The organism is Picosynechococcus sp. PCC 73109, assembly GCF_001521855.1.
Taxonomy (GTDB): Bacteria; Cyanobacteriota; Cyanobacteriia; order Cyanobacteriales; family MRBY01; genus MRBY01.
Window position 1 is genome coordinate 2,668,493 of record NZ_CP013998.1, and the last position, 25,583, is coordinate 2,694,075.

20 protein-coding genes are annotated in these 25,583 nt (G+C 51.7%); 9 read left to right on the forward strand and 11 right to left on the reverse strand.

The window, feature by feature from the left end; all coding sequences use genetic code 11:
• Positions 1 to 89 precede the first annotated feature (89 nt).
• The 4 genes from AWQ23_RS12760 to AWQ23_RS12775 form a co-directional block, all read right to left on the reverse strand.
• A complete protein-coding gene (locus AWQ23_RS12760) occupies positions 90 to 1,514 on the reverse strand; it encodes a folate/biopterin family MFS transporter (protein ID WP_062435983.1) in 1,425 nt (474 codons plus the stop codon).
• A 69-nt stretch (positions 1,515 to 1,583) separates the two neighbouring features.
• Entirely contained in the window at positions 1,584 to 2,216 is a 633-nt protein-coding gene (locus tag AWQ23_RS12765; protein WP_062435985.1) for a transaldolase family protein, read from the reverse strand.
• Between the two features lie 38 nt (positions 2,217 to 2,254).
• Positions 2,255 to 3,133, reverse strand: a complete 879-nt coding sequence (gene fabD / locus AWQ23_RS12770; protein WP_062435987.1) for an ACP S-malonyltransferase — start codon at positions 3,131 to 3,133, stop codon at positions 2,255 to 2,257.
• Between the two features lie 83 nt (positions 3,134 to 3,216).
• Positions 3,217 to 4,551, reverse strand: coding sequence for a histidine phosphatase family protein (locus tag AWQ23_RS12775; RefSeq protein ID WP_062436692.1), 1,335 nt, complete (start codon positions 4,549 to 4,551; stop codon positions 3,217 to 3,219).
• Positions 4,552 to 4,689: 138 nt separating this feature from the next.
• Here AWQ23_RS12775 and folK point away from each other — a divergent pair, with 138 nt between their 5' ends.
• Entirely contained in the window at positions 4,690 to 5,205 is a 516-nt protein-coding gene (gene folK, locus AWQ23_RS12780) for a 2-amino-4-hydroxy-6-hydroxymethyldihydropteridine diphosphokinase (protein ID WP_030007793.1), read from the forward strand.
• A 96-nt stretch (positions 5,206 to 5,301) separates the two neighbouring features.
• Positions 5,302 to 6,114, forward strand: a complete 813-nt coding sequence (locus AWQ23_RS12785) for a tetratricopeptide repeat protein (protein ID WP_062435988.1) — start codon at positions 5,302 to 5,304, stop codon at positions 6,112 to 6,114.
• Between the two features lie 100 nt (positions 6,115 to 6,214).
• Here AWQ23_RS12785 and AWQ23_RS15790 read toward each other — a convergent pair whose 3' ends face one another.
• On the reverse strand, positions 6,215 to 6,385 hold the full coding sequence (locus AWQ23_RS15790) for a metallothionein (protein WP_012308158.1): 171 nt from the start codon (positions 6,383 to 6,385) through the stop codon (positions 6,215 to 6,217).
• 102 nt (positions 6,386 to 6,487) lie between these two features.
• Here AWQ23_RS15790 and AWQ23_RS12795 point away from each other — a divergent pair, with 102 nt between their 5' ends.
• On the forward strand, positions 6,488 to 6,814 hold the full coding sequence (locus AWQ23_RS12795) for a helix-turn-helix transcriptional regulator (protein ID WP_012308159.1): 327 nt from the start codon (positions 6,488 to 6,490) through the stop codon (positions 6,812 to 6,814).
• Here AWQ23_RS12795 and gmd read toward each other — a convergent pair.
• The gene (gmd, locus tag AWQ23_RS12800) at positions 6,811 to 7,890 is read right to left on the reverse strand and encodes a GDP-mannose 4,6-dehydratase (RefSeq protein ID WP_062435992.1); all 1,080 of its coding nucleotides are present in this window, start codon (positions 7,888 to 7,890) and stop codon (positions 6,811 to 6,813) included. The genes AWQ23_RS12795 and gmd overlap by 4 nt on opposite strands.
• Before the next feature lie 76 nt (positions 7,891 to 7,966).
• Positions 7,967 to 8,857 carry a branched-chain amino acid ABC transporter permease gene (locus AWQ23_RS12805; RefSeq protein ID WP_062435994.1) on the reverse strand — a complete coding sequence of 297 codons (891 nt, stop codon included), beginning with the start codon at positions 8,855 to 8,857 and terminating at the stop codon, positions 7,967 to 7,969.
• A gap of 156 nt (positions 8,858 to 9,013) precedes the next feature.
• On the opposite strand from AWQ23_RS12805, the gene AWQ23_RS12810 reads away from it, so the two are divergent.
• Positions 9,014 to 9,220 (forward strand): DUF751 family protein, encoded by a 207-nt coding sequence (locus AWQ23_RS12810; RefSeq protein ID WP_012308162.1) that lies wholly within the window; start codon positions 9,014 to 9,016, stop codon positions 9,218 to 9,220.
• A gap of 86 nt (positions 9,221 to 9,306) precedes the next feature.
• The gene (locus AWQ23_RS12815; protein ID WP_062435996.1) at positions 9,307 to 10,851 is read left to right on the forward strand and encodes a peptide ligase PGM1-related protein; all 1,545 of its coding nucleotides are present in this window, start codon (positions 9,307 to 9,309) and stop codon (positions 10,849 to 10,851) included.
• A 75-nt stretch (positions 10,852 to 10,926) separates the two neighbouring features.
• Here AWQ23_RS12815 and AWQ23_RS12820 read toward each other — a convergent pair whose 3' ends face one another.
• Positions 10,927 to 12,654, reverse strand: a complete 1,728-nt coding sequence (locus tag AWQ23_RS12820) for a succinate dehydrogenase/fumarate reductase flavoprotein subunit (protein WP_062435998.1) — start codon at positions 12,652 to 12,654, stop codon at positions 10,927 to 10,929.
• Positions 12,655 to 12,792: 138 nt separating this feature from the next.
• Here AWQ23_RS12820 and ldpA point away from each other — a divergent pair, with 138 nt between their 5' ends.
• Positions 12,793 to 13,857 (forward strand): circadian clock protein LdpA, encoded by a 1,065-nt coding sequence (gene ldpA, locus AWQ23_RS12825; RefSeq protein WP_062436000.1) that lies wholly within the window; start codon positions 12,793 to 12,795, stop codon positions 13,855 to 13,857.
• Positions 13,854 to 15,629 (forward strand): R3H domain-containing nucleic acid-binding protein, encoded by a 1,776-nt coding sequence (locus AWQ23_RS12830; RefSeq protein WP_012308166.1) that lies wholly within the window; start codon positions 13,854 to 13,856, stop codon positions 15,627 to 15,629. Before ldpA ends, AWQ23_RS12830 begins: the two co-directional genes overlap by 4 nt.
• Here AWQ23_RS12830 and AWQ23_RS12835 read toward each other — a convergent pair.
• Positions 15,626 to 21,358 carry an Ig-like domain-containing alpha-2-macroglobulin family protein gene (locus tag AWQ23_RS12835; protein ID WP_062436002.1) on the reverse strand — a complete coding sequence of 1,911 codons (5,733 nt, stop codon included), beginning with the start codon at positions 21,356 to 21,358 and terminating at the stop codon, positions 15,626 to 15,628. The two genes, AWQ23_RS12830 and AWQ23_RS12835, sit on opposite strands and share 4 nt — an antisense overlap.
• Positions 21,359 to 21,394: 36 nt before the next feature.
• Positions 21,395 to 21,640 carry a hypothetical protein gene (locus AWQ23_RS16225; protein ID WP_198158662.1) on the reverse strand — a complete coding sequence of 82 codons (246 nt, stop codon included), beginning with the start codon at positions 21,638 to 21,640 and terminating at the stop codon, positions 21,395 to 21,397.
• Between AWQ23_RS16225 and AWQ23_RS12840 the strand changes: the two genes are divergently transcribed.
• Both AWQ23_RS12840 and AWQ23_RS12845 read left to right on the forward strand, forming a co-directional pair.
• Positions 21,639 to 22,874, forward strand: coding sequence for a hypothetical protein (locus AWQ23_RS12840; RefSeq protein WP_071884960.1), 1,236 nt, complete (start codon positions 21,639 to 21,641; stop codon positions 22,872 to 22,874). The two genes, AWQ23_RS16225 and AWQ23_RS12840, sit on opposite strands and share 2 nt — an antisense overlap.
• 24 nt (positions 22,875 to 22,898) lie before the next feature.
• Positions 22,899 to 23,747: a mechanosensitive ion channel family protein gene (locus AWQ23_RS12845; protein WP_232308908.1), complete on the forward strand. Its 849-nt coding sequence runs from the start codon at positions 22,899 to 22,901 to the stop codon at positions 23,745 to 23,747.
• A 31-nt stretch (positions 23,748 to 23,778) separates the two neighbouring features.
• On the opposite strand, the gene AWQ23_RS12850 is transcribed toward AWQ23_RS12845, so the two are convergent.
• A complete protein-coding gene (locus AWQ23_RS12850) occupies positions 23,779 to 25,581 on the reverse strand; it encodes a GAF domain-containing sensor histidine kinase (RefSeq protein ID WP_062436008.1) in 1,803 nt (600 codons plus the stop codon).
• Positions 25,582 to 25,583 lie beyond the last annotated feature (2 nt).

Here is a 25,583-nt window from a genome sequence, read left to right on the forward strand (position 1 = left end):
CATGTTGACAAACCATTGTAAGTCTAGTCTTTAGTCTGCGCACTTTTGTTTCACAGATTTTTGACCTGTACCACTGCTGGCATGACATTTTAAGACTGTTTTTCCGACTGGGAACCCACCAAATTCGGTTCTACCGTCGGGAAAAGGGCCGATTCTGTTCCCGAAATCGCCGCGTGGTGTTCGTAAAGTTCCACTGAGGGCGTGGTGTGTTCTTCAAGATCAGCCTGGGGATCCCCTGCCGGGAGCCATTTCAAGAAGACGAGGGGCAATAGGGTCGTCAAATTCGTGATCGTGACCAAAAGCCAAAGTCGGTCAAAATTGGTTTCTGTCACTCCGAGCCACTGGGTGAGAAGAGCCCCCAACTCATGGGAGAGTAAACCCGCCAGGTTCCAACTCGACATCAACAGGGCAAACATGGTCGCCTCGACGCCGGGCGGGCACAGACGCGCTGACAACACCAGAATGGGCATCAGGGCAATTTCGCCGGTAACGGTCAAAATCAAATTATCCCCCAAGCTAAACCAGCGATCATCAATGCCCAAAGCACGGTTGGCGTGGGTCACAAGAATAAGGGTGGTAAAACCAAGGACGGCGGAAATGACGGTACTCCACCCCAACATTTTCCGGAACGAAACTTGCTTGAGATATTTTTGGTAGATGGCAATCCCCGCCAGGGCCGCAAAGCTAGTGACTAGGCGCACCCGCCCTAAAAATTCCGGGTTAAAGTCTAGCTCGTTGGTGACAAAAAAGAAAAAGGCTGAATCGGCACTGGGGGTTGCCTGCCAGAGGAAAACAAAGGCCGTGGGCAACAGAATTTTTTTCTGCCGTACTGCTCCCCAGAGGGTTTTCATCTGGTTGCCAATGTTATCGGTGGTGGCTTTTAGGGATATGGCTTCACGGGGTTGCTCAATAATTAACAAGGCGATCGCCGATACCAACAGCGGAAAAATGGCCGTAATCCCAAACACAACCCTGGTACTAAATTGCTCCAGTAACCAACCGCTCAAGTAGGCTGTTGTTAAACTCCCCACCGCCGCCACGGCCCAGGTCAAGGATTGGAGTGACCCTACTTTATCTAAAGATTCGGCCCGGGCGCGTTCGACCACTACCGAATCAACAATCACATCACTAATCGCCACGGAGATGGAACTCAAGACAATCATCGTTGCCGCCAACCAGGGTGCTTGGACAATGCTGGCCATTGCTGCCCAAGCGCCACAACCGAGTAAGCCCGCCAAGATTAAGTAGGAGCGTCGTCGATACCCCAAGATCGGAAAGCCATCCGACAAAAAGCCAAAAAGGGGCTTGACGACCCAGGGAAATGCCGCGAGTCCCGTGAGGGCTGCCACTTCTGCCGGGGTTAGGCCGAGGTCATCTTTGAGAAAAAAGCTCACCGCAAGCCGGGAGAGGTTGAGAATCCCCTGGACGAAATACACTGTCAACAGGGCAAACAACTCTGGGGTGACAGGGTGGCCGAAGAGGGTGGGTTTTTTGAGATTGTCGAGAAAGGTCATCAAGGGAACGCTTATGATGAAGTTTTGTAAAGTCTTTTCTCAGTATAGACAACCTTTTCTGAAATCTGTTTAGCGTAAACCGCACCCTAAGCGATTAAATTCGGCTTTGGTTTCTTCCGATAAGGAATGTGTAGTCAGGGTTTTGAGCAGAGCAAAAGGAACGGTGATGTGGTCTGCCCCAGCAATTATGGCATGGGTGACTTCGGCGGCGGATTTAAGGCTGGCGGCCAGAATCGTGGTTTTACTTCCTTGTAACAGAGCTTTCATGGCGCGGAGAAGGCTACCACCATCCCCCTGGAGGTTTGTGGCGCGGTTCACGTAGGCGATCGCATATTTGGCGCCGCCTTCTGCAGCGATTAACGCTTGGGTCGGCTGATAGATGGCGGTGACAGAGCAGCTTATTTCTGGAGAGAGTTTGGGCAAAGCCTGAAAGCCGTTGAAAGTGGCGGGAATTTTAAGCACGAGCTGATCGCCAATGATTTCCCGTGCCCGGTGGGCCTCGCGAAGCATCCCCTCACAGTCTTCACTGACTAACTGGTAATAGAGTTCTCCAGGCGTGATGGCCGCCAAGGTTTTTAGGGTAACTTCCGGGGGCGCGTCACTTTTGGCCAGGAGGGTGGGATTGGTGGTAATGCCCTTGACCCAACCCCAGGCCACGGCTTCGGTGGCTTCGGTGGCGATCGCCGAATCTAAATAAATCATGGTTCCCTTTGGACGCAGTGGTTTTGTATGCCTTGAGCCTAGCCAATACTGGCGAGGGTATCAATATTTGCCGTGGCCATGTCTTTGCAGGTGCGTTTAATTAAGCCCGTTAACACTTTACCGGGGCCAATTTCTACGGCCTCTGCAACTTCTAGGGCGCTCAGTTGCTGCATGATTTCGAGCCAACGGACAGAACCGGTCATTTGGGCCTTGAGGCGCTCCTTGAGGGCGGCTGCTTGGGTTTCCGGTTGGGGATCGACATTGGACAGTACGGGTACCTGGGCATCGGCAAAGGTAACGGCATCGAGAATCGCTTCAAATTGGGCGGCGGCTTCGGCCATAAACGGGGAATGGAACGCACCAGAAACATTCAGGGCGATCGCCCGCTTGGTTTTGACACCATTCATAATCGCATCAACGGCTTCTGGGGTACCAGAGATGACAACTTGTTGTTCGCTGTTGTCGTTGGCGAGGGTTACTCCCTCGGTTGCCGCAATTTTTTCCATTAATTCAGTACGGTCAAACTTCATCAGGGCCGCCATTTTCCCCCCAGACGCTTGATCCATCAGTTGGGCGCGCTTTTGCACTAATTGCAAACCAGCGGCGAAATCATAGACTCCAGCCGCATAGAGGGCGGAATATTCACCGAGGCTGTGACCCGCCACAAAGTCTACCTGGGGCGCTTTCTCCCGGTAGCGATCGCAGAGAATTGCCTCTAGCACATAGAGACAGGGTTGGGTGTAAAGGGTGCGGGAGAGGGTCGCTTCATCCCCCTGGCATTTTTCGAGAATTGACCAACCGAGGATTGCCTCTGCTTCAGCAAATCTTGCTTTGGCGACGGGATGTTCGGCGAGATCGACGCCCATGCCCACCGCTTGAGATCCTTGGCCCGGAAAGACCCACGCAATTTTACCCATTACACACGCTCGTTATTGTTGCTACAAAAATTTTCCAGACTTGATTATAGGGGATGGCGATCGCCCCTCATTTTTTCCCAGGCTTACAAAGCTCCGGCTGCCGTCTGATCAATCACCCCAAAGCCGAGGTGCGACGTAATATTTAGCGCCTGGAGTACCGGTTCACTGTCTGCCCCCTGGAGGTAGTCAATCACCGTCACTGCACAGTTCCCCTGTTTCACCGCCCAAATATCCTGGGGTTGCAGTCCCATCAAGCGACAGAGAATCACCTTGTTAATGGCATCATGGGCGACCACTAAACCCACTTGATTCGGGGTTTGGCTATACTGCGCCACAATCTCATCCCAGGCTTCGTTGGCTCGGTCCCACACCTGTTGGAGATTTTCCCCTTCTGGCATCTGGACTGTTTCTGGCTTGGTTTTCCACTGGGCCAGCATGCCGGGAAAGCCCGCTTCAATGTCAGCTTCTAGTTTGCCTTCCCAGAGACCATGGCCAATTTCTTCTAATTTAGGGTGGGTGCCCAGTACCACCCCAGGGTGGGCTTGCAGAATGATTTCAGCGGTTTCCTTGGGCCGACTCATGGGGCTAGTCATGCCGAAATGCAGGGTCACATCCTTAAGGAATGCACGGGCTTTGGCGGCTTGGGCTTGGCCATTCTCATTTAACGGAATATCCATGGTGCCTTGGAAACGCCCTTCCTTATTCCAGTTAGTTTCCCCGTGGCGCACGAGCAGCAAACGGAGACCTTTGTGGCCCGGACGGTAGCTGGGGAGGGATAGGCCGAGGTGGGCCGTTTGGTTAATCGATTCAAATTGAACAATGTCTCCCAACTGACCGACAAAATTCAGCACATTAATACAGCAGTTGGATTGTTGAATGCTCTGGTACTTACTGGGGGGGATGCTCGCCGCACTCATCAGTAAACAGCGGTTGATGCCATTGTGGGCGACAATTAGAATAGTTTCCCCTTGGTGTTTGGCGAGGATTTCCTGCCAAAATTGTCGGGCTTGGTCATAGAGGTCTTTAACCGGAGAGTGTTCGCTCCCATCAGCATGGGTCATCACAAATTCAGCGGGACTTTCGTGCCAGAGGCGATAGGCTTGTGGATATTGTTCTTTGACGTCACTTTTGAGGAGTTTTTCCCACTGGGGCAAATTAATTTCTAGCAGACCCTCACTGGTGATGGGGGCGGGGGCTTTGTCGAGGTGCTGGTGGATAATTTCAGCGGTTTGCTTTGCCCGTTGGAGGGGGCTGCAATAGATCGCAGCAAAGTCGATGCCCTGGAGGGTTTGGCCTACGGTGGCGGCGTCGGCACAGCCTTTGTCGGTGAGTACTGATTCATCACAACGGCCCTGGATCATTTTGAGGGCGTTATAGCTACTTTGTCCGTGACGCACGATTATGACGCGGGTTGCCACCTTGGTTTCCTCCATTATTTGGGTGTGGTGTTGCGAGGGGGGATTTTTGCCTACACCATAGTATCTGGTTCGGGGTCAGGGGAAAAGGTGAAGTTCGGGCTATGATTTTGGGGCATGAATACGGGGAAATTTTTCGCAATGGAACGGGCTGTGGATGTGGCGATCGCCCTCGGAAGTAACTTGGGTAACTCCTTAGAAATTTTAGAAAATGCCATTCAACATTTGAGCGAACATCCGGCGATCGCCCTAACAGCTCGGTCTACTTGGTACCGCACAGCCCCGGTCGGCCCGCCACAACCAGACTACATCAATGGTTGCGTGACTGGTCAGGTGCGCAATCTCAGTCCCGAAGCTCTCCTCGAAATCCTGTTGGCGATCGAGCAAGTATTTGGACGGGAACGGCGAGAACGTTGGGGGGCGCGGACGTTGGATTTGGATTTGCTTTTGTATGGCCAGGACATAATTTATCTGCCCCATTTGCAGGTGCCCCACCCCCGGATGCAGGAACGGGCCTTTGTGTTGGTGCCCCTAGCAGAGATTGCGCCCCATTGGTGTGAACCCCGCACCCAGCAAACGATCCAAGCCCTCAAGGAACGGCTTCCCCTCACTGGAATTCAGAGATTAGATAGCGAAACTACGGGGAACCATTATTGATTGTAAATATCTCCCCCTAGGAAAAGCAGCGGCAACGGTAATTCTGACTATGATGGAAGATATTGGACGAACGGCAATATTTGGTGGAGTGTTCCCATGGTGCGTATTTTTTCTGGGCTGTTGGGTGGTATGGGTCTAGCCTTGGTTTTGGGAGGAACATTAACGCCGGCGATCGCCCAAGCGCGCCCCTGTGGTTCGACTCCTTGCCTCTTCGCCCAAGGTGCTGGCATGACCGCCGATTCAGTGGATGAATTGGTATTCCAGGGCAATGAATATTACGACCAAGGGCAATATGAACTGGCCCTCGCGGCCTACGATGCCGCCTTGATTTTGAATGCGAACGATGCAGAGCTTTGGATCTGGCGGGGCGTTACCCTAGGGGCCTTGGGGCAGCACGAAGAGGAATTGGCCAGCTATGATCAGGCGATCGCCCTTGACCCCGATCAAAACCTGGTGTGGTACAATCGGGGCGTTGTGTTAGGAGCTTTAGAGCGCTACGAAGAAGAACTGGCCAGCTATGACCGCGCCCTGGAACTGGATCCGGGGGATGTGGACGCTTGGTATAACCGGGGTATTGCCCTGGGCTTTCTGGAACGCTATGAAGAAGAATTAGCCAGCTATGATCAAGTACTAGCATTAGATCCCGCAGATGTGGATGCTTGGTTTAATAAAGGCTATGTTCTGGCCGATTTAGGTCGCCATGAAGAAGCGATCTCCACCTATGCTGCCCTCCTAGAACTCGATCCCGACGACGCCGAAGCCTGGAATAATCACGGTATTTCCCTCGAAGCACTGGGGCGCTATGCCGAGGCGATCGCCAGCTATGACCAAGCCCTCGCCATTGACCCAGACTACGAAGACGCTTTGATTAACCGAGAAATTGCCCAAGCTGCCCTAGAGCAACTTTAAACTTCAACTAAATCAATCTTTATCAAAAAAAATACCCAGCTTCGGTGATGGGTATTGCTTCAGCTTATAAATTTGGCTCAATTTCTTTCTATTGATGGCTCTATTGGTGACAAGTACAGCCCCCATGGCCACAGCCTTCACTCCCTGCGGGATGGCCATCGGCACAGGCTTGGCTGCAATAGCTCTTACCTTCCTTTTGGATAGCGCTATTGAGATCCACGATGCAAAGGCAAGATTCACAGGCACACTTCATTTGGGTCACAGTTACCATGGTTTAAACCTCCAAGGTATTGTCTTAAATAGTTGAACGATTGTTCATATTTTTAGATTAACACATGAACAACTATTCAGGTATTGTTTAGATCAGCGAACCATGACAGACCACAGTGGCAAAATCTTGAACCAAGCCAAGGCCCAACGGATGGCCGAATTTTTTGGTGTCTTGGGGGATGCCAACCGCTGGCGTATTCTTTCGGCCCTGGCCACTGGAGAGATGCGGGTGGGGGAACTCGCCGCCGCCGTTGAGATGAGTGAATCGGCTGTCTCTCACCAACTAAGAACCCTGCGCACAGCACGTTTAGTGAGCTATCGCAAGGAAGGGCGGAATGTGATTTATCGCCTCAAGGATCACCACATTCTTAATCTCTATCGTGACGCTTCGGAGCACCTAGACGAACCAGAGGATGGACACACCCACTAATCAACGCGGCTGCCGGTTGCTTGGCGGATATAGGCTTGATCTGCTTCATAAAGTTTGCCCATGGCTGGGTTGTGGGGCGGTAAACCCAGAATGGCAAGATCTGCTTCGACCATGATCCCGACGAGGGTCGAAAAATCAATACTCGGCTCCCAGTTCAGTTGTTTTTTCGCCTTCGTGGAATCGCCAATGAGTAAGTCCACCTCGGCAGGGCGGAGATAACGGTGGTCAAAGGCCACATAATCTTCCCAGTTCAGATTGACGTAGGCGAAGGCTGTTTCTAAAAATTGGCGGACTGAATAGGTTTCCCCCGTGGCAATGACATAGTCGTCGGGTTTGTCCTGCTGCAACATCAGCCACATCGCCCGCACATAGTCTTTTGCGTAACCCCAGTCCCGCTTGGAATCGAGGTTGCCGAGGTACAGTTTGTCCTGCTGTCCGGCGATAATTCTGGCGATCGCCCTGGTGATTTTCCGGGTAACGAAGGTTTCCCCCCGGCGTGGCCCTTCATGGTTAAACAAAATGCCATTGCAAGCAAACAGATCATAGGATTCTCGGTAGTTCACCGTTTGCCAGTAGCCATAGACCTTGGCGCAGGCGTAGGGACTGCGGGGGTAAAAGGGAGTGGTTTCCTTTTGGGGCACCTCTTGCACAAGGCCAAACATTTCCGACGAACCGGCCTGGTAAAAGCGCACTTCATTGCCCGTTCGTTCCTGGTAGTCCCGAATCGCTTCTAGGATACGCAGCGTCCCCATTGCCACGGTATCTACGGTATATTCTGGCGAATCAAAGCTCACCCGCACATGGGACTGGGCACCCAGATTGTAAACTTCATGGGGTTGAATTTTTTCGATTAATTTTCCTAGGGACGTGCCATCGGTGAGATCCCCATAATGAAGAAAAAACCGAGCATCGGGGGTATGGGGATCGACATAGAGATGGTCAATGCGGTCGGTATTGAAGGTAGAAGCGCGACGGATAATGCCATGAACTTCGTAACCTTTTTCGAGGAGTAACTCCGCCAAATAGGAGCCATCTTGTCCGGTGATCCCTGTTACCAGTGCTTTTCGATTACCCATGGCGCTCGTGTTTACTCAACATATCAACTAAGCAATTTTAGAACAGTATTCACCGATATGGACTTTAAGACGCCATTTACATGGTGCCCTTAAAAAGACCCTGGGGCCGTACCAACAGCAGGACCACCATAATGAACAGCGCAACCCCTAGCTTGTAGTCTGGGCCGAGCCAAGCCACACTGAGTTCTTGGGCAATGCCAATCACAAAAGCACCGGCGATCGCCCCGTAGGGATTGCCAATGCCCCCCAGGATCACCGAGGCAAACATCGGCAAAATTAAAAACCAGCCCATATTCGGTCGCACCGTGGTGATCAGCCCGTACATACTGCCGGCGATCGCCGTTAAAGTCCCTGTAATAATCCAAGTCCAGAGCACCACCCGCTCCACATCAATGCCAGACACCCGTGCCAGGTCAATATTGTCAGCCACTGCCCGCATCGCTTTGCCAATCTTGCTATTTTGCAGGATAAAATGCAGCCCTAAAATTACTAAAACCGTCAGCACCATCACCACGACCCGATAGTAGGCGATGCGCAAATCTGGCACCGTTTCCGGAAGTCCCACAAGTTCGGTCAAGTTAATGGCCCGCACCACCGGGAGATCATATTGTTGATTGCCACTGCCCCAAATAAACAGCACTGCACTACGGATAAACAGTGCCAAACCAATGGAGATGATGATCAAGGTTGTCGGTGTCGCCCGCTTATCTCGCATCGGCTGCCAGAGTAATTTTTCTGCCACGAGCATCCCACCAATGGTGCCAAAGGCCCCTACCACCATCGACAGCCAAATATTTAACCCCAGGGAATTACTCAACCAGGTAATGTAAGCTCCCAGGGTCATATAGTCCCCGTGGGCAAAATTGGATAAGCGCAGAATCCCGTAGGTTAGGGTCAGTCCCACGGCAGCAAGGGCCAGGATACTCCCGACCGACAGACCATTGAGAACGAGTTGCAGGGTGTCCATGGCGAAGGTGAAGGTAAGGGCTAAGGAAATAAAAAATGAATCGATCTTACCAAGCCTACCTTGGCAGGGGAAAACTGGGAACGCAGAGGGGAATGCTACAATTTGAAGCCATAAAATCTTCCCTATTTAAACCCATAAAATTCCCCCTCCGGTGCTATGCAAGAGTTTTTTGAGAACGTCCTCCGCTATCCCCGTTACATGATCAGTCTGATCCTGGGGATTTTTATCAGTGTATTTGAATGGCTGAAGCCACTATTTTTCAAAAATAAAGCAACGGCCACCGCCACGATTGGGCTTTTGGTGGGTCTCTTTGCGTTTCTCTATTTCACCCTGCGAGCAATGCTTGGTTTAAGTGTTGTTTAGCTTTTTTGTAAGCTGGACAGAAAATTTTAAGATCAGACGTAGGGTGGTCAAAAACAATCCTATAAGTTCGATCTGGGCAAAAAACGGTGCATAATCCTTCTTTCCAGACCTTTGCGGCATTACAACAGCAACTGCGCCAGCGTTGGCAAGATTCTGCTGATTTTGAGGCGGACGATCAAGATATTTTAGTGGTGCCTTCTTTTAGTGTGGATCAGCGGGTCGGCCAGAAGGTGCCTGGATTTTTGCACTATGAAGAGCGGTTACTGTTCTCACTGATTCGCCTGCGCAATCCCCACACGCGCTTGATTTACGTTACGGCCCAACCCCTCGCTCCCTTAATTATTGATTATTATCTCCAGCTCCTATCAGGAATTCCGTTTTCCCATGCCCGCGATCGCCTGCTGTTGGTGACCACCTATGACAACTCCTACAAACCTTTAACCCAAAAGATTTTGGAGCGGCCCCGGCTGGTCGAAAGAATTCGCCGCGCCCTACGGCCGAACCAGTCCTATATGGTGTGTTACAACTCAACGCCCCTAGAACAGGAACTGTCAGAAAAACTGCAAATTCCCCTCTTTGCCGCCAGCCCCAGCCTGAACTATTGGGGCTCGAAAAGTGGCAGTCGCGAGATCTTTCAAACGGCGGGTGTTCCCTTTCCCGATGGCAGTGCTTTGGTAAAAACGGTGCCGGAGTTGATCCAGGTTACGGCGCAACTGTGGGAGCGGCAACCCCACCTCAAACGGATTGTAATTAAGCTAAACGAGGGGTTTTCAGGGGAAGGGAATGCGGTGTTAAAGTTACCTACTGTGTCGCCAGGAGACAGTTTTACGGAACGTTGTGAACAGATTGCGGCGGCTTTGCCCAAGCTCAGTTTCCAGGCCAGCGGCGAAACCTGGGATAATTTTGCCTCGCGCATTCCCGAACTAGGGGCGATCGCCGAAGCCTTTATCGAAGGAAATCCAAAGCGATCGCCCAGTGTCCAAGGGTTAATCACGCCCAGTGGCGAAGTCCAAATCCTCTCGACCCACGACCAAATTCTGGGGGGACAGGATGGTCAAATTTACTTAGGATGCCATTTTCCAGCCGCCAGCGAATATCGCCTACAGTTACAGGAACTGGGCCTAAAAGTCGGCAAGATTCTCGCTGAAAAGGGAGCGATGGAACGCTATGGCGTCGATTTTATCGCCACCGAAAACCCCGACCACAGTTGGGATCTCCAGGCCATTGAAATTAACCTCCGCAAAGGGGGCACGACCCATCCGTTGATGACATTACAACTGTTAACCAACGGCTTCTATGACTGCGCTACAGGGTCATTTTTCACGCCCCAACACCAGAAAAAATACTACATCGCCTCTGACAATCTCCAGAAACCCCAATACCAAGGCCTCCTGCCCAGTGATTTGATGGATATCATCGCCGCCCATGGCCTCCATTTCGACAGCAGTACAAAAACAGGGAGCGTGTTCCACCTGATGGGCACCCTTTCAGAATTTGGCAAATTAGGGCTGACCAGCATTGGCAATTCCCCCGAAGAAGCCGCCCAAATTTATCAACAGGTCGAGCAAGCTTTAGATTTAGAAACGACCAGTCAACGCCCTGCAACGGTCACGCTTCCCTTGACGTGGTGAGTCTTTTCTAAGGAACCTCAATCCGTATTTTTGGGGAACATGCCACAGCACCATCTTTGAGAAGGGCTGAAGGCTTCAATACTTACGCTCTTTGGGTTCAAAACGATTAATGACGACGGGCATATACTCAATCGTTACACCTGTGTCATTGCAGAAACTCAGGGTATGGGCTAGATAGGTTTGATCATCCCTGGTGGGAAAATCTTCCCTGGAGTGCGCCCCCCGACTTTCTTTGCGGTGGTAAGCAGAGGTAAGAATAGCTTCTCCGACTTTTAAAATGCTCTGTAACTCTAGGGCTTCAATCAGTTCCGTATTCCAATGGATATCTTTGTCATCGAGAAAAAGATGATTGTATCGGTCTTTCAGGTGTTGGATTTGTTCTAGCCCTGCCGCCATGGTTGCCTCAGTTCTAAAGACACCACAATGGTCGCTCATGGCGTCTTGAAACTGCTGCCTGAGATTATGGATGCGCAGATTGCCGGATTGATTGAGGAGCTGCCCGATGCGATTTTTCGCTTCGTCTAAATATTGTTGTTCGTTAATCTCTGGGAAAGGGCGATCGCCAATATAATCGGCAATCTTGCCACCGACCCGCTGGCCATAGACCACACATTCTAAAAGGGAATTACTGCCGAGACGGTTGGCTCCATGGACGGAGACACAGGCACATTCCCCTGCCGCAAAAAAGCCCTCGGTTAATTCGGTACCATTGCGCCGCACCCGACCATCGGTATTCACGGGGATGCCGCCCATGGAATAGTGAGCCGTGGGACGCACAGGCATCGGTTCATTAATGGCATCAACGCCGACAAGACGGTGGGCTTCTTCCCAACAAAAGGGCACCCGCTCCATAATTTTTTCCTTGCCCATGTGAGTCAGGTCGAGATGGACAAAATTTCCCCCGGCACTGCCATCGGGATGAATTCCTCGTCCTGCCCGAATTTCTAGGGTAATCGCCCGGGAAGTAATATCCCGTGGGGCCAATTCCATCTGCTTCGGGGCGTACTTTTCCATAAAGCGATCGCCTTCACTATTGCGCAGATAAGCTCCCTCACCACGCACCGCCTCCGAGATCAGAACTCCCACTGGAAAGAGCCCCGTTGGATGAAACTGCACAAATTCCATATCTTCTAAGGGCAACCCCACCGCCGCCGTCATCGCCAGACCGTCTCCGGTGGAAGCAAAATCATTGGAGGTCGTATTAAATACCCGGCCATAGCCCCCCGTTGCAAACATCACCGCCTTCGCTTGAACAATTTCTAAATGTCCTGTTTCGATGTGATACATGACAATGCCCTTCGCCTGATTTTCCTCAAAAATCAGATTCATCACGTACCATTCGTCGTAAATTTTGACCCCGTTTCGTCGCAAATTATTCACCAGTTCATGGAGGATCGCGTGACCCGTTTTATCGGCAGCGTAGCAAGTCCGTTTATGGGAATGACCCCCGAAGGCGCGTTGGGCAATGCGGCCATCTTCGAGGCGCGAAAACAAAACCCCTAAATGTTCCAATTCGATAATCACATCGGGGGCTTCTTTCGTCAGAATTTCGACGGCATCTTGATCGGCGAGGTAATCAGAACCTTTGACCGTATCGAAGGCGTGGGCTTCCCAATTATCTTCTGGATCAACATTTTTCAAGCTGGCAGCAATCCCCCCTTGGGCCGCCACGGAATGGGAGCGGATCGGGTGGGTTTTCGCGACGAGTCCCACATCAAAGTTTGGATTTTTCTTTTTAATCTCAAGGGCAGCGCGGCAGCCAGCCAAACCACCACCGACAATAATGACGTCGTGTTGCAACATATCCACAAAGATCAGGGGTTATTCTTTCTATTGTGGGTTAGAGGTCGGGAAGAAAGGCGATCGCCCTTACGGTTTTTTACATCTTTCTCTCCTGATCAAGACTTTCCAAAGGGAAAATTAGAGCGTTACGATAAAGGGGTGAAGCAATCTCTTTTTCCTGCCCAATCCCTCACCGCTGGCCACTGGTTCAAACTCATCTGTGGTGCGAGTTTTCAGCATCTCCCCGCCATCCGTGATTTGACCCTCGTCTATAGCTTAGTGGGTGCCGATTGCATCGATGTAGCGGCGGATCCGGCGGTGGTGACCATGGCCCAGGAATCGCTCACCCAGGCGGAGGCGATCGCCCGTCAAAATCCCGCAAAATTTCCCCAATGGCAGGGCAAACCCTGGTTGATGATTAGCCTCAATGATGCCGAAGATCCCCATTTCCGCAAAGCGTTTTTTAATCCAAACCATTGTCCCGCCGATTGTCTGCGCCCCTGCGAAACCGTTTGTCCTGCCCTAGCGATTGATCACACGGGTGTAATTGGCGATCGCTGTTATGGTTGCGGCCGCTGTTTGCCTATCTGTCCTTTGGGTTTAATCGAAGCGAAAAATTATATTTCCAGTCCCCACATTGCGGCGGAAATGATCACAACCATGGCGATCGATGCGGTGGAAATCCATACCCAAGCGGGCCATTTTGCCGATTTTCAGCGACTCTGGCAGACCCTCAAACCCGTCCACCATCACCTCAAATTACTTGCGATTAGCTGCCAGGATCATCCCGATGTGTTGTCTTATCTCGAACAATTGCTCATAGAAATTCAGCCCCTCGACTGTCTCCTCCTTTGGCAGACCGACGGACGACCGATGAGTGGCGACATTGGTAAAGGGACAATCCATGCCAGTATTCAGTTTGCCCAGAAGGTACTCCAGAGCGGTTTACCGGGATATGTGCAACTGGCGGGCGGTACGAATAATCACACCTTCGATAAATTGCGACATCTTGGTCTATTGAATGAAGGACGATCGCCTTTTATTGCTGGGGTTGCCTTTGGCGGTTATGCCCGAAAAATACTCCAACCGATCCTTGAAAAGGCCGTTGAAATGCAGCCGCAACCCCTCGAAAGCGATCCCGAACGGTTTGACCAGGCGATCGCCCACGCCACCCAGTTGATAAATCCATTAAAATCTTCGTTAAACCCAAGCCTTAGTCTATGACTGCACCCCAATCCCCTGCTTTTCCGGCCCACCGTCGCCTCGTGACGGACGATCTCGAAAAACTGCTGACGATTTTGCCCGATGCGATCCGCGATCGCCTCGCTGACCACCCCAATAAAAACGCCCTGATCGAAGTGGTGATGGATCTCGGTCGCATCCCTGAAGCTCGCTTTGAAAATAGCACCGAAGATCTAGGCGATCGCCCCATTAGCCGCGAAGATTTGCAATATTCCGTGGAGCGGGTGGGGATGTTTAGTGGCGACAACCGGGCGGGTATCGAACGCACCCTGCACCGGATCAGTGCCATGCGCAACCGCCAGGGGGACATCGTTGGTTTAACCTGTCGCATCGGTCGCGCCGTGTTTGGCACGATTTTGATGATCCAGGAACTCGTTGAAAGTGGTAAATCGATCCTCTTGTTAGGACGGCCTGGGGTCGGTAAAACCACAGCTCTGCGGGAAATTGCGCGGGTTCTCGCCGATGACTTTGGTAAACGGGTGGTGATTATCGATACTTCCAATGAAATTGCCGGGGACGGTGATATTCCCCATTCCGCCATTGGTCGCGCCCGCCGGATGCAGGTGGCTACCCCGGAACTGCAACATAAGGTGATGATCGAGGCGGTGGAAAACCATATGCCTGAAGTGATTATCATCGATGAAATTGGTACAGAACTTGAAGCCCAGGCCGCCAGAACCATTGCCGAACGGGGTGTTCAACTTGTCGGGACGGCCCACGGCAACCGCATTGAAAACTTGATTAAAAACCCCACCCTTTCGGATCTCGTCGGCGGCATCCAAGCCGTTACCCTGGGGGATGAAGAGGCCCGAAAACGGCGATCGCAAAAAACCGTCCTCGAACGAAAAGCGCCTCCAACCTTTGATGTGGCCGTAGAAATGTTAGAACGGCAACGGTGGGTGGTTCATAGTGATGTGTCGATCACCATTGATACCCTCTTGCGGGGTCACCAACCGTTACTGGAAGTACGCACCGTCGATGATCAAGGCAATGTGAAGATCACCGAGGAAATGGAGCATCCCGTCGAGATTCCTAACTGGAACCCCCAAACAAAGATGGCCCCTGAACCCAGCCGTCCACGGGGACTGCGTGCTTCTGGCAAAATGGCTCCTCTCCCTTTCGGTAGCCAGAAAAAAAAATTAGTTTCCCCTAGAAGCAACGCCCTCGATCCCCTCATTGATCAATCTTGGATTGCCCGTGATCCACAACAGCAGGAGAAAGTGCGAGTGCCTGGCCCCAATGGAGAGGATTATCCCGTGTATGTCTATCCCTATGGCGTCGGGCGATCGCAGCTAGAGCAGGTGATCGAAATTTTGCGGCTGCCCATCGAACTCACCAAAGATCTCGAAGGAGCCGATGCGGTTTTAGCGTTGCGATCGCAGTTGAAAAATCATTCCAAATTGCGTCAAATCGCCCAAACTTGCCATGTGCCGATCCATGCGGTGAAGTCCAATACAATCCCCCAAATCACGCGGGGTTTGCGGCGCATTTTGAATTTAGATGATCCCCAAAACCAGGAACCGACAGATTTACGGTTATTTGCCCAAAGCAATAGTGACGACGAAATCGATGCCCTCGAAGAAGCCCGCCTGGCGGTGGAGCAGATTGTCATTCCCCAGGGTCAACCCGTGGAACTGCTGCCCCGTTCGGCCAAAATCCGTAAGATGCAACACGAATTGATTGAACATTACCGTTTGCAATCATCGAGCTTTGGGGAAGAACCCAATCGCCGTTTGCGGATTTTCCCCGCCTAATTCACCTCTAACGTCGAAGAAGTACTTCTGCCGAAGGTTTCGGCGTTGTATTGCAGTGATACTTCAGCCCCAGGATAGTCAAAGCTGCCGGGGGTGATGGCGCGGACTAAATAGTGCAAATTGTAAACGCCCGCATTCAGGCGATCGCCGTAGGCAACGACTTTATCTTTATAGACTTTTTGGTAGCTGAGTTGCCATGCGTCCTGTTGGGGTTGGTAATAGGTGGTGGCGGTTTGGAAGGCGGTATCAATGGCCTCGAAGCCGGCGGGGAGGGGATCGCTAATCAGCACATGATCGACGGGGTGATCGGTAATTACTTCTAAGCCAATGTCAAAGACTTGTCCGGCTTCGACGCTAAAGGGTTCTTTGAGGTCGTACAGTCCGTATTTACGAATAACTTCGGTTTGGTTAGCGGGGCGGATATAGCGGGTAATGCGCAATCCATTTAATTTGCCGGGTTGGCTGCCCGGGAGACGGTAGTTAAATTCGCTCAGGTAATGGAGTTTGCCGTCGCCGTCTTTTTGAATGATCAGTTGGCGATCGCCTTTGGGGAGATCCTGCATCGGCACATCGACGGTGGCACTGGGGTTTTCGTAGCCTTGGAAGTTAAATTCACCCAATTGTTTACGGTCAAGCTTGATAGCGCCACTCAAACTGAGCGGAATCGATTCCGTTGCGCTATAGGCAGTTAAGGCGGTGAGGGCTTGGGCATTGTCATAACTGGTTTGCCAGGTGCCATCGCGCCGTTGATCGAGCAACCCTTGCAAGACTTGGCTGAGGGTGGTGGGGGTTTGCTCAATGTCCACAAAAAGCCGGAGGGCTTGGGACTGGGCGGTGGTGTTGGAGTGATACCAAAACCAGCGTTGGGGCAAATTAATCTGGGCGGTGCGTCCGGTTTGATAAATTAACTCGTTGATTTCATCAGCTAACTTCTGGGCTTGGATTTGCCAATCGAGCAGTTGGGAAAGGTGGCGGGCTAATTTAATTTTGCCGACGGTATCAAACTCCTCGCGGGCATCGTACAAAGTTGCCGCAAAGTCGCCCCGCACATCCCCCAGTTGATCGAGGGCTAAGAGGGTTTCGAGGCGGACGGTATTTTTACAATTGGTGGTGCTGCATTCGCTAAATTGGGCGGGGTTGGCAAGGGTTTGATCGAGGTATTGTCTAAGCTTATTCACCACATTTTCATCAACGCTCAATCCGGCTTGCTGGGCAAGGGCGATCGCCTCGGCGGCGTAGGGGGTGACATAGGGATCGGGGGTGTCGTCTCCGGGGAAGGAGGCAAATCCACCGCTGGCGAGTTGTAATTGGGTGAGGTGGGTGAGGGCTTGGCTCGCTTCGGTTTGGATATCAAAATTCTCGAAGGCTTCACCATAACGCTGTTTGAGGATTTCTAAATTGGCGGCAATGAGCAACTGGCTGGCAGTGGGTTCGAGGAACGGAAAATCGTCGTTGTAAAACGTATCTTGGGCCGGGGCGGTTAATTCTGGGATTAGGGTACTGGCAACGGTCACCGTTAAACCGCCTTGGTTGGGAACCACCTGCCGATCGATGTTCAGGGGAATTTTTACTTCGTCCTCGGTCAAAATCCCCGTGGCGATCGCCTGTTCTTTGACGCTTAATTGTTTGACTTCGAGGGGCACTTCCACGGCATCGGCGACCCCATTTTTCTGGGTTGTAAATTTAAAGGTGGCGGTTCCGGCTTCGTTGGCAACCATCGGAAAACGGTACACTTCTGTACCATTGCCAATTTCGGCGGTTTGACTTTGCCGTTGTTTATTCCCTTGGGCAAATTCCATCGCCCCCTGTACTTGGGCTTCAATATTTAAGCGACCTTTGGCACCCGTGGTATTGGTGACCATCACGCCCCCCTCAAGGCGATCGCCCACCCGTGCAAATTGGGGGAGAACGGGATTGGTGAGCAGGGGTTGGGTTACGATAAAGGTTTCGTCGCCATTACCAAAACGCATTTGATCATCCGTCGCGACGACTAAGACACGCCAGGTGGTCAGGTCATCGGGCAGCGTGAAGGAGACTTCTGCTTGACCCTGTTCATCGGTTAAAACAGCCCCGTTATAGTAGGCGATCGCCTTAAAATCGGTGCGGGTGCGGGTATTTGCTAAAGCCGAGGATGCGCCACCGCCATAACCCCAACCTTTTGCTTCGGTCGAATCCATCGGCGCAATGTTCACATCGGGGCGATTATCAGCCCAGCGGGTGGTGATCGGTTGGTCGCGATAAATTTCAGCCAGCAGATCGGGAGGACGATAGCCCGTCAATTGCAAAATCGCTTCATTGACCACCATCACCGTTAACTGTCCGGCAACGGGTTGATCCCCTTGATCCTTGAGTTGCAGATTTAAGGTTTGTGCGTCACCGGGCATCACTTTATCTTGCTGCGGCTGAATGGCGACGGTTAATTTTTTCTCCGCGAGGCTCGTGCGGAAATCATCAAAGCCAATTTTCATCAGCTTATCCACGCCATTTTTGCGGGCAGCTTCAATGGATTCCCCCCTATGAATCAAAACGGCTTCCACCGCCGCATTGGGCAACATCTCCGGCGTGACGGTAAATTGCACTTGGGGCGCGGCTCCGGTCACGGTTTGCTGGGTTTCGTACAGTACGCCGTGGCGAATCACGGAAAAATACAGTTCTGCTTCGGGGTAGAGGGATTGAATTAATGCTGTCGCGGTGTCGCCAATTTTGTATTCATCTTTGTCGAGGGTGACTTCGACGCGGTTATTGTCGAAGCGATCGCCCCAATTAAACCAGCCCGCACCGCTGACCCAAATGAAACTATCGGTGGCGGCGGCATCGGGTTGCCCGCTAATCGTGGCATGGAGTCGATAGGAACCACTGTCGGGGGCAGTCAGTTCAACGGTTTGGGGTTTGGCGGCAGATTTAATAGTTTGACTGGCGATCGCCTCGTATTCCACTTGGGGGCGTTTAACTTGAGATCCCTCGATAATTTGGGAAACTTCGCTGTAATTGACCTTCTGCAATTCTAATTTGACCGTTTGCCCATCAATCGCTTTCCCGTCGGGACTGGTGACAATCACTTGGGTTTTAAAGGGTTTTTCCGCATCGGCAACGAAATCATGGTTGATCCCAATCAGGCGATCGCCGGGCAACGCGGTAAAGGTTTGGGTATTGGACACGGACAAATTCGCCGCATCGGTCACTTCTGTTTCCACGCGATAGGTCACCGGATAGGGCAGATCCCGCGCCACGTCGATGGTTTGGGAACTTTGCCCGCCATCGTTTAAGGTTTTTTGCGTTTGCAGGACATCGCTACTAATGGACGGCTCCGTTTCCGACCAATGCCACTGCCGCCCAAACTGGAATTCGTCCCATCCCTCCGGTTGAAAATAACCGCGACTGCGGGTGACGTAATAATTCACCTTGCTGTTGCTCACGGGCGCACCAAACAAATAATCGCTCTGGGTCGTAGCCGTCAGGCGATCGCCCATCTTTGCAAATTTTTGATCGAGCTTGAGATCCACTTTGAAATTGGGCGGCCGGAATTCAGCCACCCGAAAATCCCCGTAAATATTCACCCCATTGGCAGCTTCGGCGCGGAGGTAATAATTCCCCAAATCCTGCGTTTTCGGCACATCCCATTCCACCGTAAACGTGCCGTAGCGATTCGTTTGGAAGTTGCCTAAAGTGGTCTCTTTCCCCTCTGGGTTACTCAGGATCACCTTGTAATTTTGGTTAATATCTTGCCGCAATTTCCCATTTTTTAAATAATAGGCAACCCCCGTAAAATAAGCCTTTTCGCCCGGTTGATACAGTTGGCGATCGCTAAAAATTGTGCCCCGCCCTTGGGTTTCCCCATTATCCCAATCGGCATAAATCCCGTAACCGTAGGAACCGCTGTACTCATCAGTACGCGTAAAAGCCCAGTCCGAATTTTCGCGGGCAATCACGAGTAATTGCGGCGCATAATCCTGACCCTGCAAACAACTCCGCCAGCCATTTCCCGTAACGAGTAAATTACCCCCCGCATCGGTCTGCCCCGTAAAACAAGCTTGCGGTGTGCCCTTCGTTTTTTGATCTAACTTGGATTGATAAATTTCGATCTGGACATTAGGGACAGCCTCCCCCGTATCCAGATGGTGTACCCGCACGATGCCCGACTCCGGAAACCACTGGGCAAACACCCCCAAATTCGTCAACTGCACCAAGCCATAATATTGCGGCGATCGCCACTGGGTTTGATTATTCTGATCCTTGTAGGTATTGGTTTTTGCCGTAATCCCGTAAGCGAGTAAACCCGTATTCCCACCCAATTTTTCCCGAATCGGAATCGGCGTTTTCACCAACTGATTTTTCGGTTGTTTGACTGTAATGCTTTCCCAACTGCTTTCGGACGGCACTAAATCGGTGCGGTTATTTTGCGGATAAGCCGTCGCCGCGTAAACCAAATCCGTCGGTTGCACCACCCGATAACCCGCCTGAAACTTCCCTTCCGGTAAATTAATCGTTTCAATATCAAGATTTAGATCCGTCCCCGCCGGAAAAATATTCAGATCCCGCTGCGCCCAAATATCCGCCGCCACATCACCGGGATTATAGGTAAGGGTTTGATCCTTGCCGAGGGTTTGCCCGTATTGATCCTTAAGATTTTTGCCGAGGGTAATCGTGTAATCGGTATTCGGTTGGAGTACCCACGGATTCAGATCCACCGAGCGACTACCGGGATAGGTACGAACGGCGAGATCATCCCCCTCCGGTTTTGGGCTAATCGTAATATTTTCAAGGGCAGAATCGGCATCCAAACCATTATTAAAAACCAGTTGGGCGCTCCCTTTTACAAAACGACCATAGGCTCCCCCCGCATCCGGCTGCCCATAGAAAGCCATTTCTTCATATTGCAACGGCGCATAGGTTTTAAAGACGGAGCGAAAGCTTTTTTCGGTGGGCAAATTGCCTTGGTCTGGGGCGATTCCCGGTTGAAATTCTAGGGTGTATTGACTTGCTTTCTGTAAAGGCTGACGGGGTTTGACAATGTATTGCCAGGTTTTTTCTGGATCGAATTGACCGTCTGAAAGAATATCTGCTGGCGGTTCCTGCATCGTAACAGTTGCCTTAACTTTGCTCTGGCCGCTGACAAAAACAGTGTGTTGCTTGAGGGAGTCGAGGTCGAGTCGGGTGTTGCTAGTCACTGTGCTTGCTTCCTCAAGACCCAAGGGTTCTGCATCTTCGGGCAAAGTGCCGACAACCCCAGGTAAATTGCTGAGGCGAATTTGGGGTGTTTGGAATGTCCAAGCTAAATCTTCCGTGAGTTGATTATTTTCGAGATCCCCTAAACCGGATTTGAGAGTGACTTGGAAACGGGTGGCTTTGGGCAGGGGTTGGTCGGCTTGAAAACCAATCATTTTCGGCGTGAGAAAGCGAAATTGCCCAGAAATGGCGGGAATCAGTTCAACATTTTGGAGGAGGGCTGTTTCCTGGGGGCTTTCGAGTTGGGCGACGGGAATCAGGGGATGTTTAAACAGAATCCTGATTTGGGCGAGGTCGGCGGCTTCTCCGGTGGGGCTAATTTCGGTGATCCAGTCGGGTAGTTCTGGTAAAGGGAGCGCGGCAACGGCGGGAAAAGGCGCGGCTTGGTTGGTGACCTGGCTGATTTGGAGGATTTGTTGGCACCCAGACAATCCGGCGATCGCCAACAGACAGCTTAAACAGGCCAGTAAGAGAAATTTAACAAAGCGACGTGGAAACCCCATACAATGCCCTCTGATTCTCTCTTCTGTAATAACGAATCACCCTGGCAATAAACGATTTTTTGTATATTTCTTAAAAACGACAAAGATATTAATTTGCGACGAAATTGTGGCGATCACCGGGGGAGCCATTGGGTAAAATGACGCAATCTTGATGAAAAAGTCGGCTGCTCTGCAAATATCCCCTAAAATGGCGGACAAATTGTGAGCAAATGGGCTTGATAACGATGATTCCTCCGGGAATGGATTGGCGATCGCCCCGCAGCTTTTTCCTACCGATGCCATGGCACCTCTTTTTGTTGACTCCCTCAAACAGCAGTTCCACACCTGGTTTACCCAGCAGCAGGCGACCACGGAAGAAGCTGCCGACTTGGTAGAACTCCCCGATACCCTGTCCCTCCAGTTGGCGCGTCAACTGGAAACCCTGGCGAGTCCAGAGGGCTATTGTGCGCCTGTCAAAGCCTCCATTACCGAGGCCATTGAAACTTGGCAGACGAATTTGGAAGCCCCCAATAGTTTTGTGCTTCTGGGCAATCCCGTGGAGCCGCTCCCCAAAATTTTGAGTGAGAGTATCCCCCGCCAAACTTTTCCTGATCTGGAAATCCTCACTCCCCTGGATTGTCTACAGCGCCCCCTCCACCCCAGACACATTAGCCAACAGATCCAAAAAGCCCTAGAACTTTATCCCCAGATTGATCTCAGCCCAGGCGATCGCCAAGATCAGCCCACTGTGGATCAGCTAGAACAACGGCAAACCCTGGTGATTATTCCCTGTCTAGAGCAATGTTTTCTCCGGTGTATTGGCGGTTGGGAAGGCATTGAGACCCTCCGGGATATCACCATTCAAAATCGCCACTGTTTCTGGATCATGAGTTGTAACCATTGGGCCTGGGACTTTCTGGATTTTGTGGGACAAATTAGCGCCTATTTTAGCCATGTGGACACCCTCCCTAAGTTAAAAGGGGAAATGCTCCAGACTTGGTTAGAACCCATTACCCAGGTGGTTTTGCCGCCGCCCCCTAGTGCCCCCGACGACTTTCCAGAAGAAGATTCTGAATCAGATTCCCCTAAAGGCGAGCGTCTCGATGATTGGCAAAATCTCGCTAGTCAAGCCGACGGTACAGGTCAAATCGCCGCAAATCTTTGGCTCCAAAGCTTACGGATTCACCAAGAGCAAATCGAGCAACACCCAAACCTCCAATTTGATTTCGACGCAACAGATCCGCACCAACAGCCCCTCACCCTTGAGAGCGTTAAACCGTCTTTGCCTAGTCTCCCCAGCTTAGCCAGTGGTGATCTTTACATTCTCCATTCTGTCTTGATCCATGGCCAAATTAGCCGCGCTCACTTGGCCTTGAGTTTGGGGGAATCCCGGAATCGCATCCAAGCGCGGATCCAGTGGCTCCTCCGCCAGGGGGTGTTGCGGGAAAATCAAGGGGCTCTCTCCATTCAAGCGGCCCACTATATCCGCCTCAAAAGTGAGCTGGCCAATAACAATTTTTTCGTGGGGGAAGATTAATCGATGGGAGTATCCTTTGTGCCGATGTCTGAATGGTTCACCCTCTTCGCCCAGGTTGACCCGCCTGAAAATTTATCCCAAAGACTTTTAACGGATTTCACGATCCAAAAAATCCTCCGGGCTGTGCTGGCGATCGCCATTGCTTACGGCACGATGGCCCTGATCCAAGGCACCATTAACTGGTTGTCGGAACGGGTGCCCCGGCGCTTGCGGCTCTTGATTAAACAATCAATCCCCTTCTGGAAAGGCTTGATCCTGATTTTAATCCTCGCTTATCTGCTGAATTTGTTTTTTAATCTCTCCCAAAACAACCTCATCGCCCTAACCGGCACCATCGCCGTGGCCTTGGGTTTTGCCTTTAAGGATTATGTCAGTTCGATCATTGCCGGGGCCGTGGCCTTATTTGAAGCGCCCTATCGTGTTGGCGATCGCATTAAAATTGGCGAACATTATGGCGAGGTCGTTGGCTATGGCTTGCGGGGGATTCAGCTCCAGACCCCCGACGATAACCTCGTCACCATTCCCCATAACAAAACCTGGACAGAGGCGGTTTCCAATGCCAATAGCGGCCAACTCGAAGCCCAGGTCGCCACGGACTTTTTCTTTGGCCATGGCGTTGATGTGGAGCAGGTGATCCAAATTCTCTACCAAGCGGCCTACAGCAGCAAATATACCCAGCTTAAGCTACCGATTGTGGTGGTGATGCAAGAAAAAATGTGGGGCACCCAATTTAAGCTCCGTTGCTATCCCATGGATGCGAGGGACGAATTTATCTATAAAACAGATTTAATCCGTCGCGCGAAACAAGCCTTCGCCCACCAAGGTCTGCCTTATCCGAGGCTTGTCCCCCAAACCATGGATGCAGAGGAGTAAGTCGAATTATATTGATCTAAAAATCCGCCCGTTAAAACCCGGCGATCGCCTGGGGAAAATCCAATAGAAAGCACGTGCGGTAATCATTGCGGTGAGGATTGGGGTCACTAGAAACGGTAATGCTACCTTCTAAATGTTCAACAATGGTTTTCACAAGGGCGAGACCAAGACCAGTACCAGGAATGGCCTGGGCCGTGGCTCCGGTGCCCCGACGAAATTTATCAAAAATTTGGGATTGTTCTTCGGTGTGGATGGCGGCTCCATCGTTACAAAGGCGAATTTGAATCCGGGCTGGCGATCGCCCCAAATATTCAACGCTGAGGGTAACGTTACTCTTGGGGGTGGCATATTTCCCGGCATTGGTGAGGAGTTCACTCATGGCATTGAGAAACTGTTCGGGGTCCGTCTCAAATTGCAATTTTGTGCTGAGAGCCTTGGGCTTAAACCGGAGGTGAAACTGGAGTTGTTTGAGGGGAGTCCAGCGATCTTGGAACTTTTGCACAAGCTCTGAGAGGGCCGGGCCGAGGGCGAGGCGTTGGGGTTTGAGGGCAAATTCACTGGCCTCTGCCTGTTGGAGCTGGAGCAGGTCGTGGATGAGTTTGCTTTCTCGGTTGAGTTCTTGATCGAGAATGTTTAAATAAGTCCGTTGTTTTTCTGGCGATCGCCCCGGTTGTTTGAGCATTTTAATCGCCAGCTTCATCGTTGCCAGGGGAGTATTGAGTTCGTGACTAACGGTGCTCAAAAAATCATCCTTCAAGCGATTAAGGTGCCGCAGTTGTTGAATTTGGTGCCGCATCTGTTGACTAAGTTTCGCCTGGACTTCAAGGCTCCATTTCAATTGACTCGTGCGTTCTTCGACCAGGGATTGCACCTGCCGGAGGGCCTGGTGGTGGATCATCGTGCGGCCCAATTGGTGAGCAATGCTGGCCATGGTTTGAATTTCTTCGGGGAGCCATTGTCGGGGCGATCGCTGGGCCAAAATCACAAAGCCTAAGACTGGTTGACTGTGCTGGGAAGACAGTTGCCCACCCATTAACGGAGCAAAGAGTAGGCTACGGACTTGGGATCGCACCAGAGGAGATTGCCAGGGATGGGTTGTGGTATCGGCGATCGCCCACACCAGAGGCGCTTTTTGCCAAGCCACCTGACAGAGTTCACAGTCCTGGAGCGACCATTGGGTCGGCAGCTCAGACCAGCTAGACTTAAGCTCCAAAGTATCCGTCGGATCAGGTTCCTGTCGTTGACGGAGGGGATTCGCCGATTTGAGTAAAAGAATACCTCCCTGCTCGACGCCGAAAATTGTTTGGAGTTGGGTACTGGCGGCCTGAAATAATTTTGGTGTGTCCTGAATTTCATCAATGAGCTGCTGAATTTCCCGCTGGGCCTGTTGGTACTGTTGGCAATTGACGATGCGGTTTTGCTGGGCCAAGATTCCAAGGGCCAACTGGAGCGGTGGACGGAGTGCCTCAAGGGTATTTATCTGGGGTAAGGTTTGGGACTGACAACCGAGCCATAGATAACCCTGGGCCTGCTGTGCGGGGAGGGGCACAGTGGCGATCGCCTCCAGACCCTGGGCCATCAGAGCGTGATAAGGCGTGTGACGTAAATCGGTATAGGTGCAAATGTCAGGGTGAAATTCTTGGGGTAGAACAAGATTGACATCGGCTAGGTTCGTGGGCCAGGTCTCGGTCAGGCTTTGGGATGGGCTTAAATCGACCCTCAAACAAACCCAATCTACCTGTAACTGCTGGGCGATCGCCGCCGTTAGGCGGGTTAAAAGGCGCGGGGATGAGATGCCAAATTCTAAGCAGTCGTAGAGGGCAGCGGAGACCATGG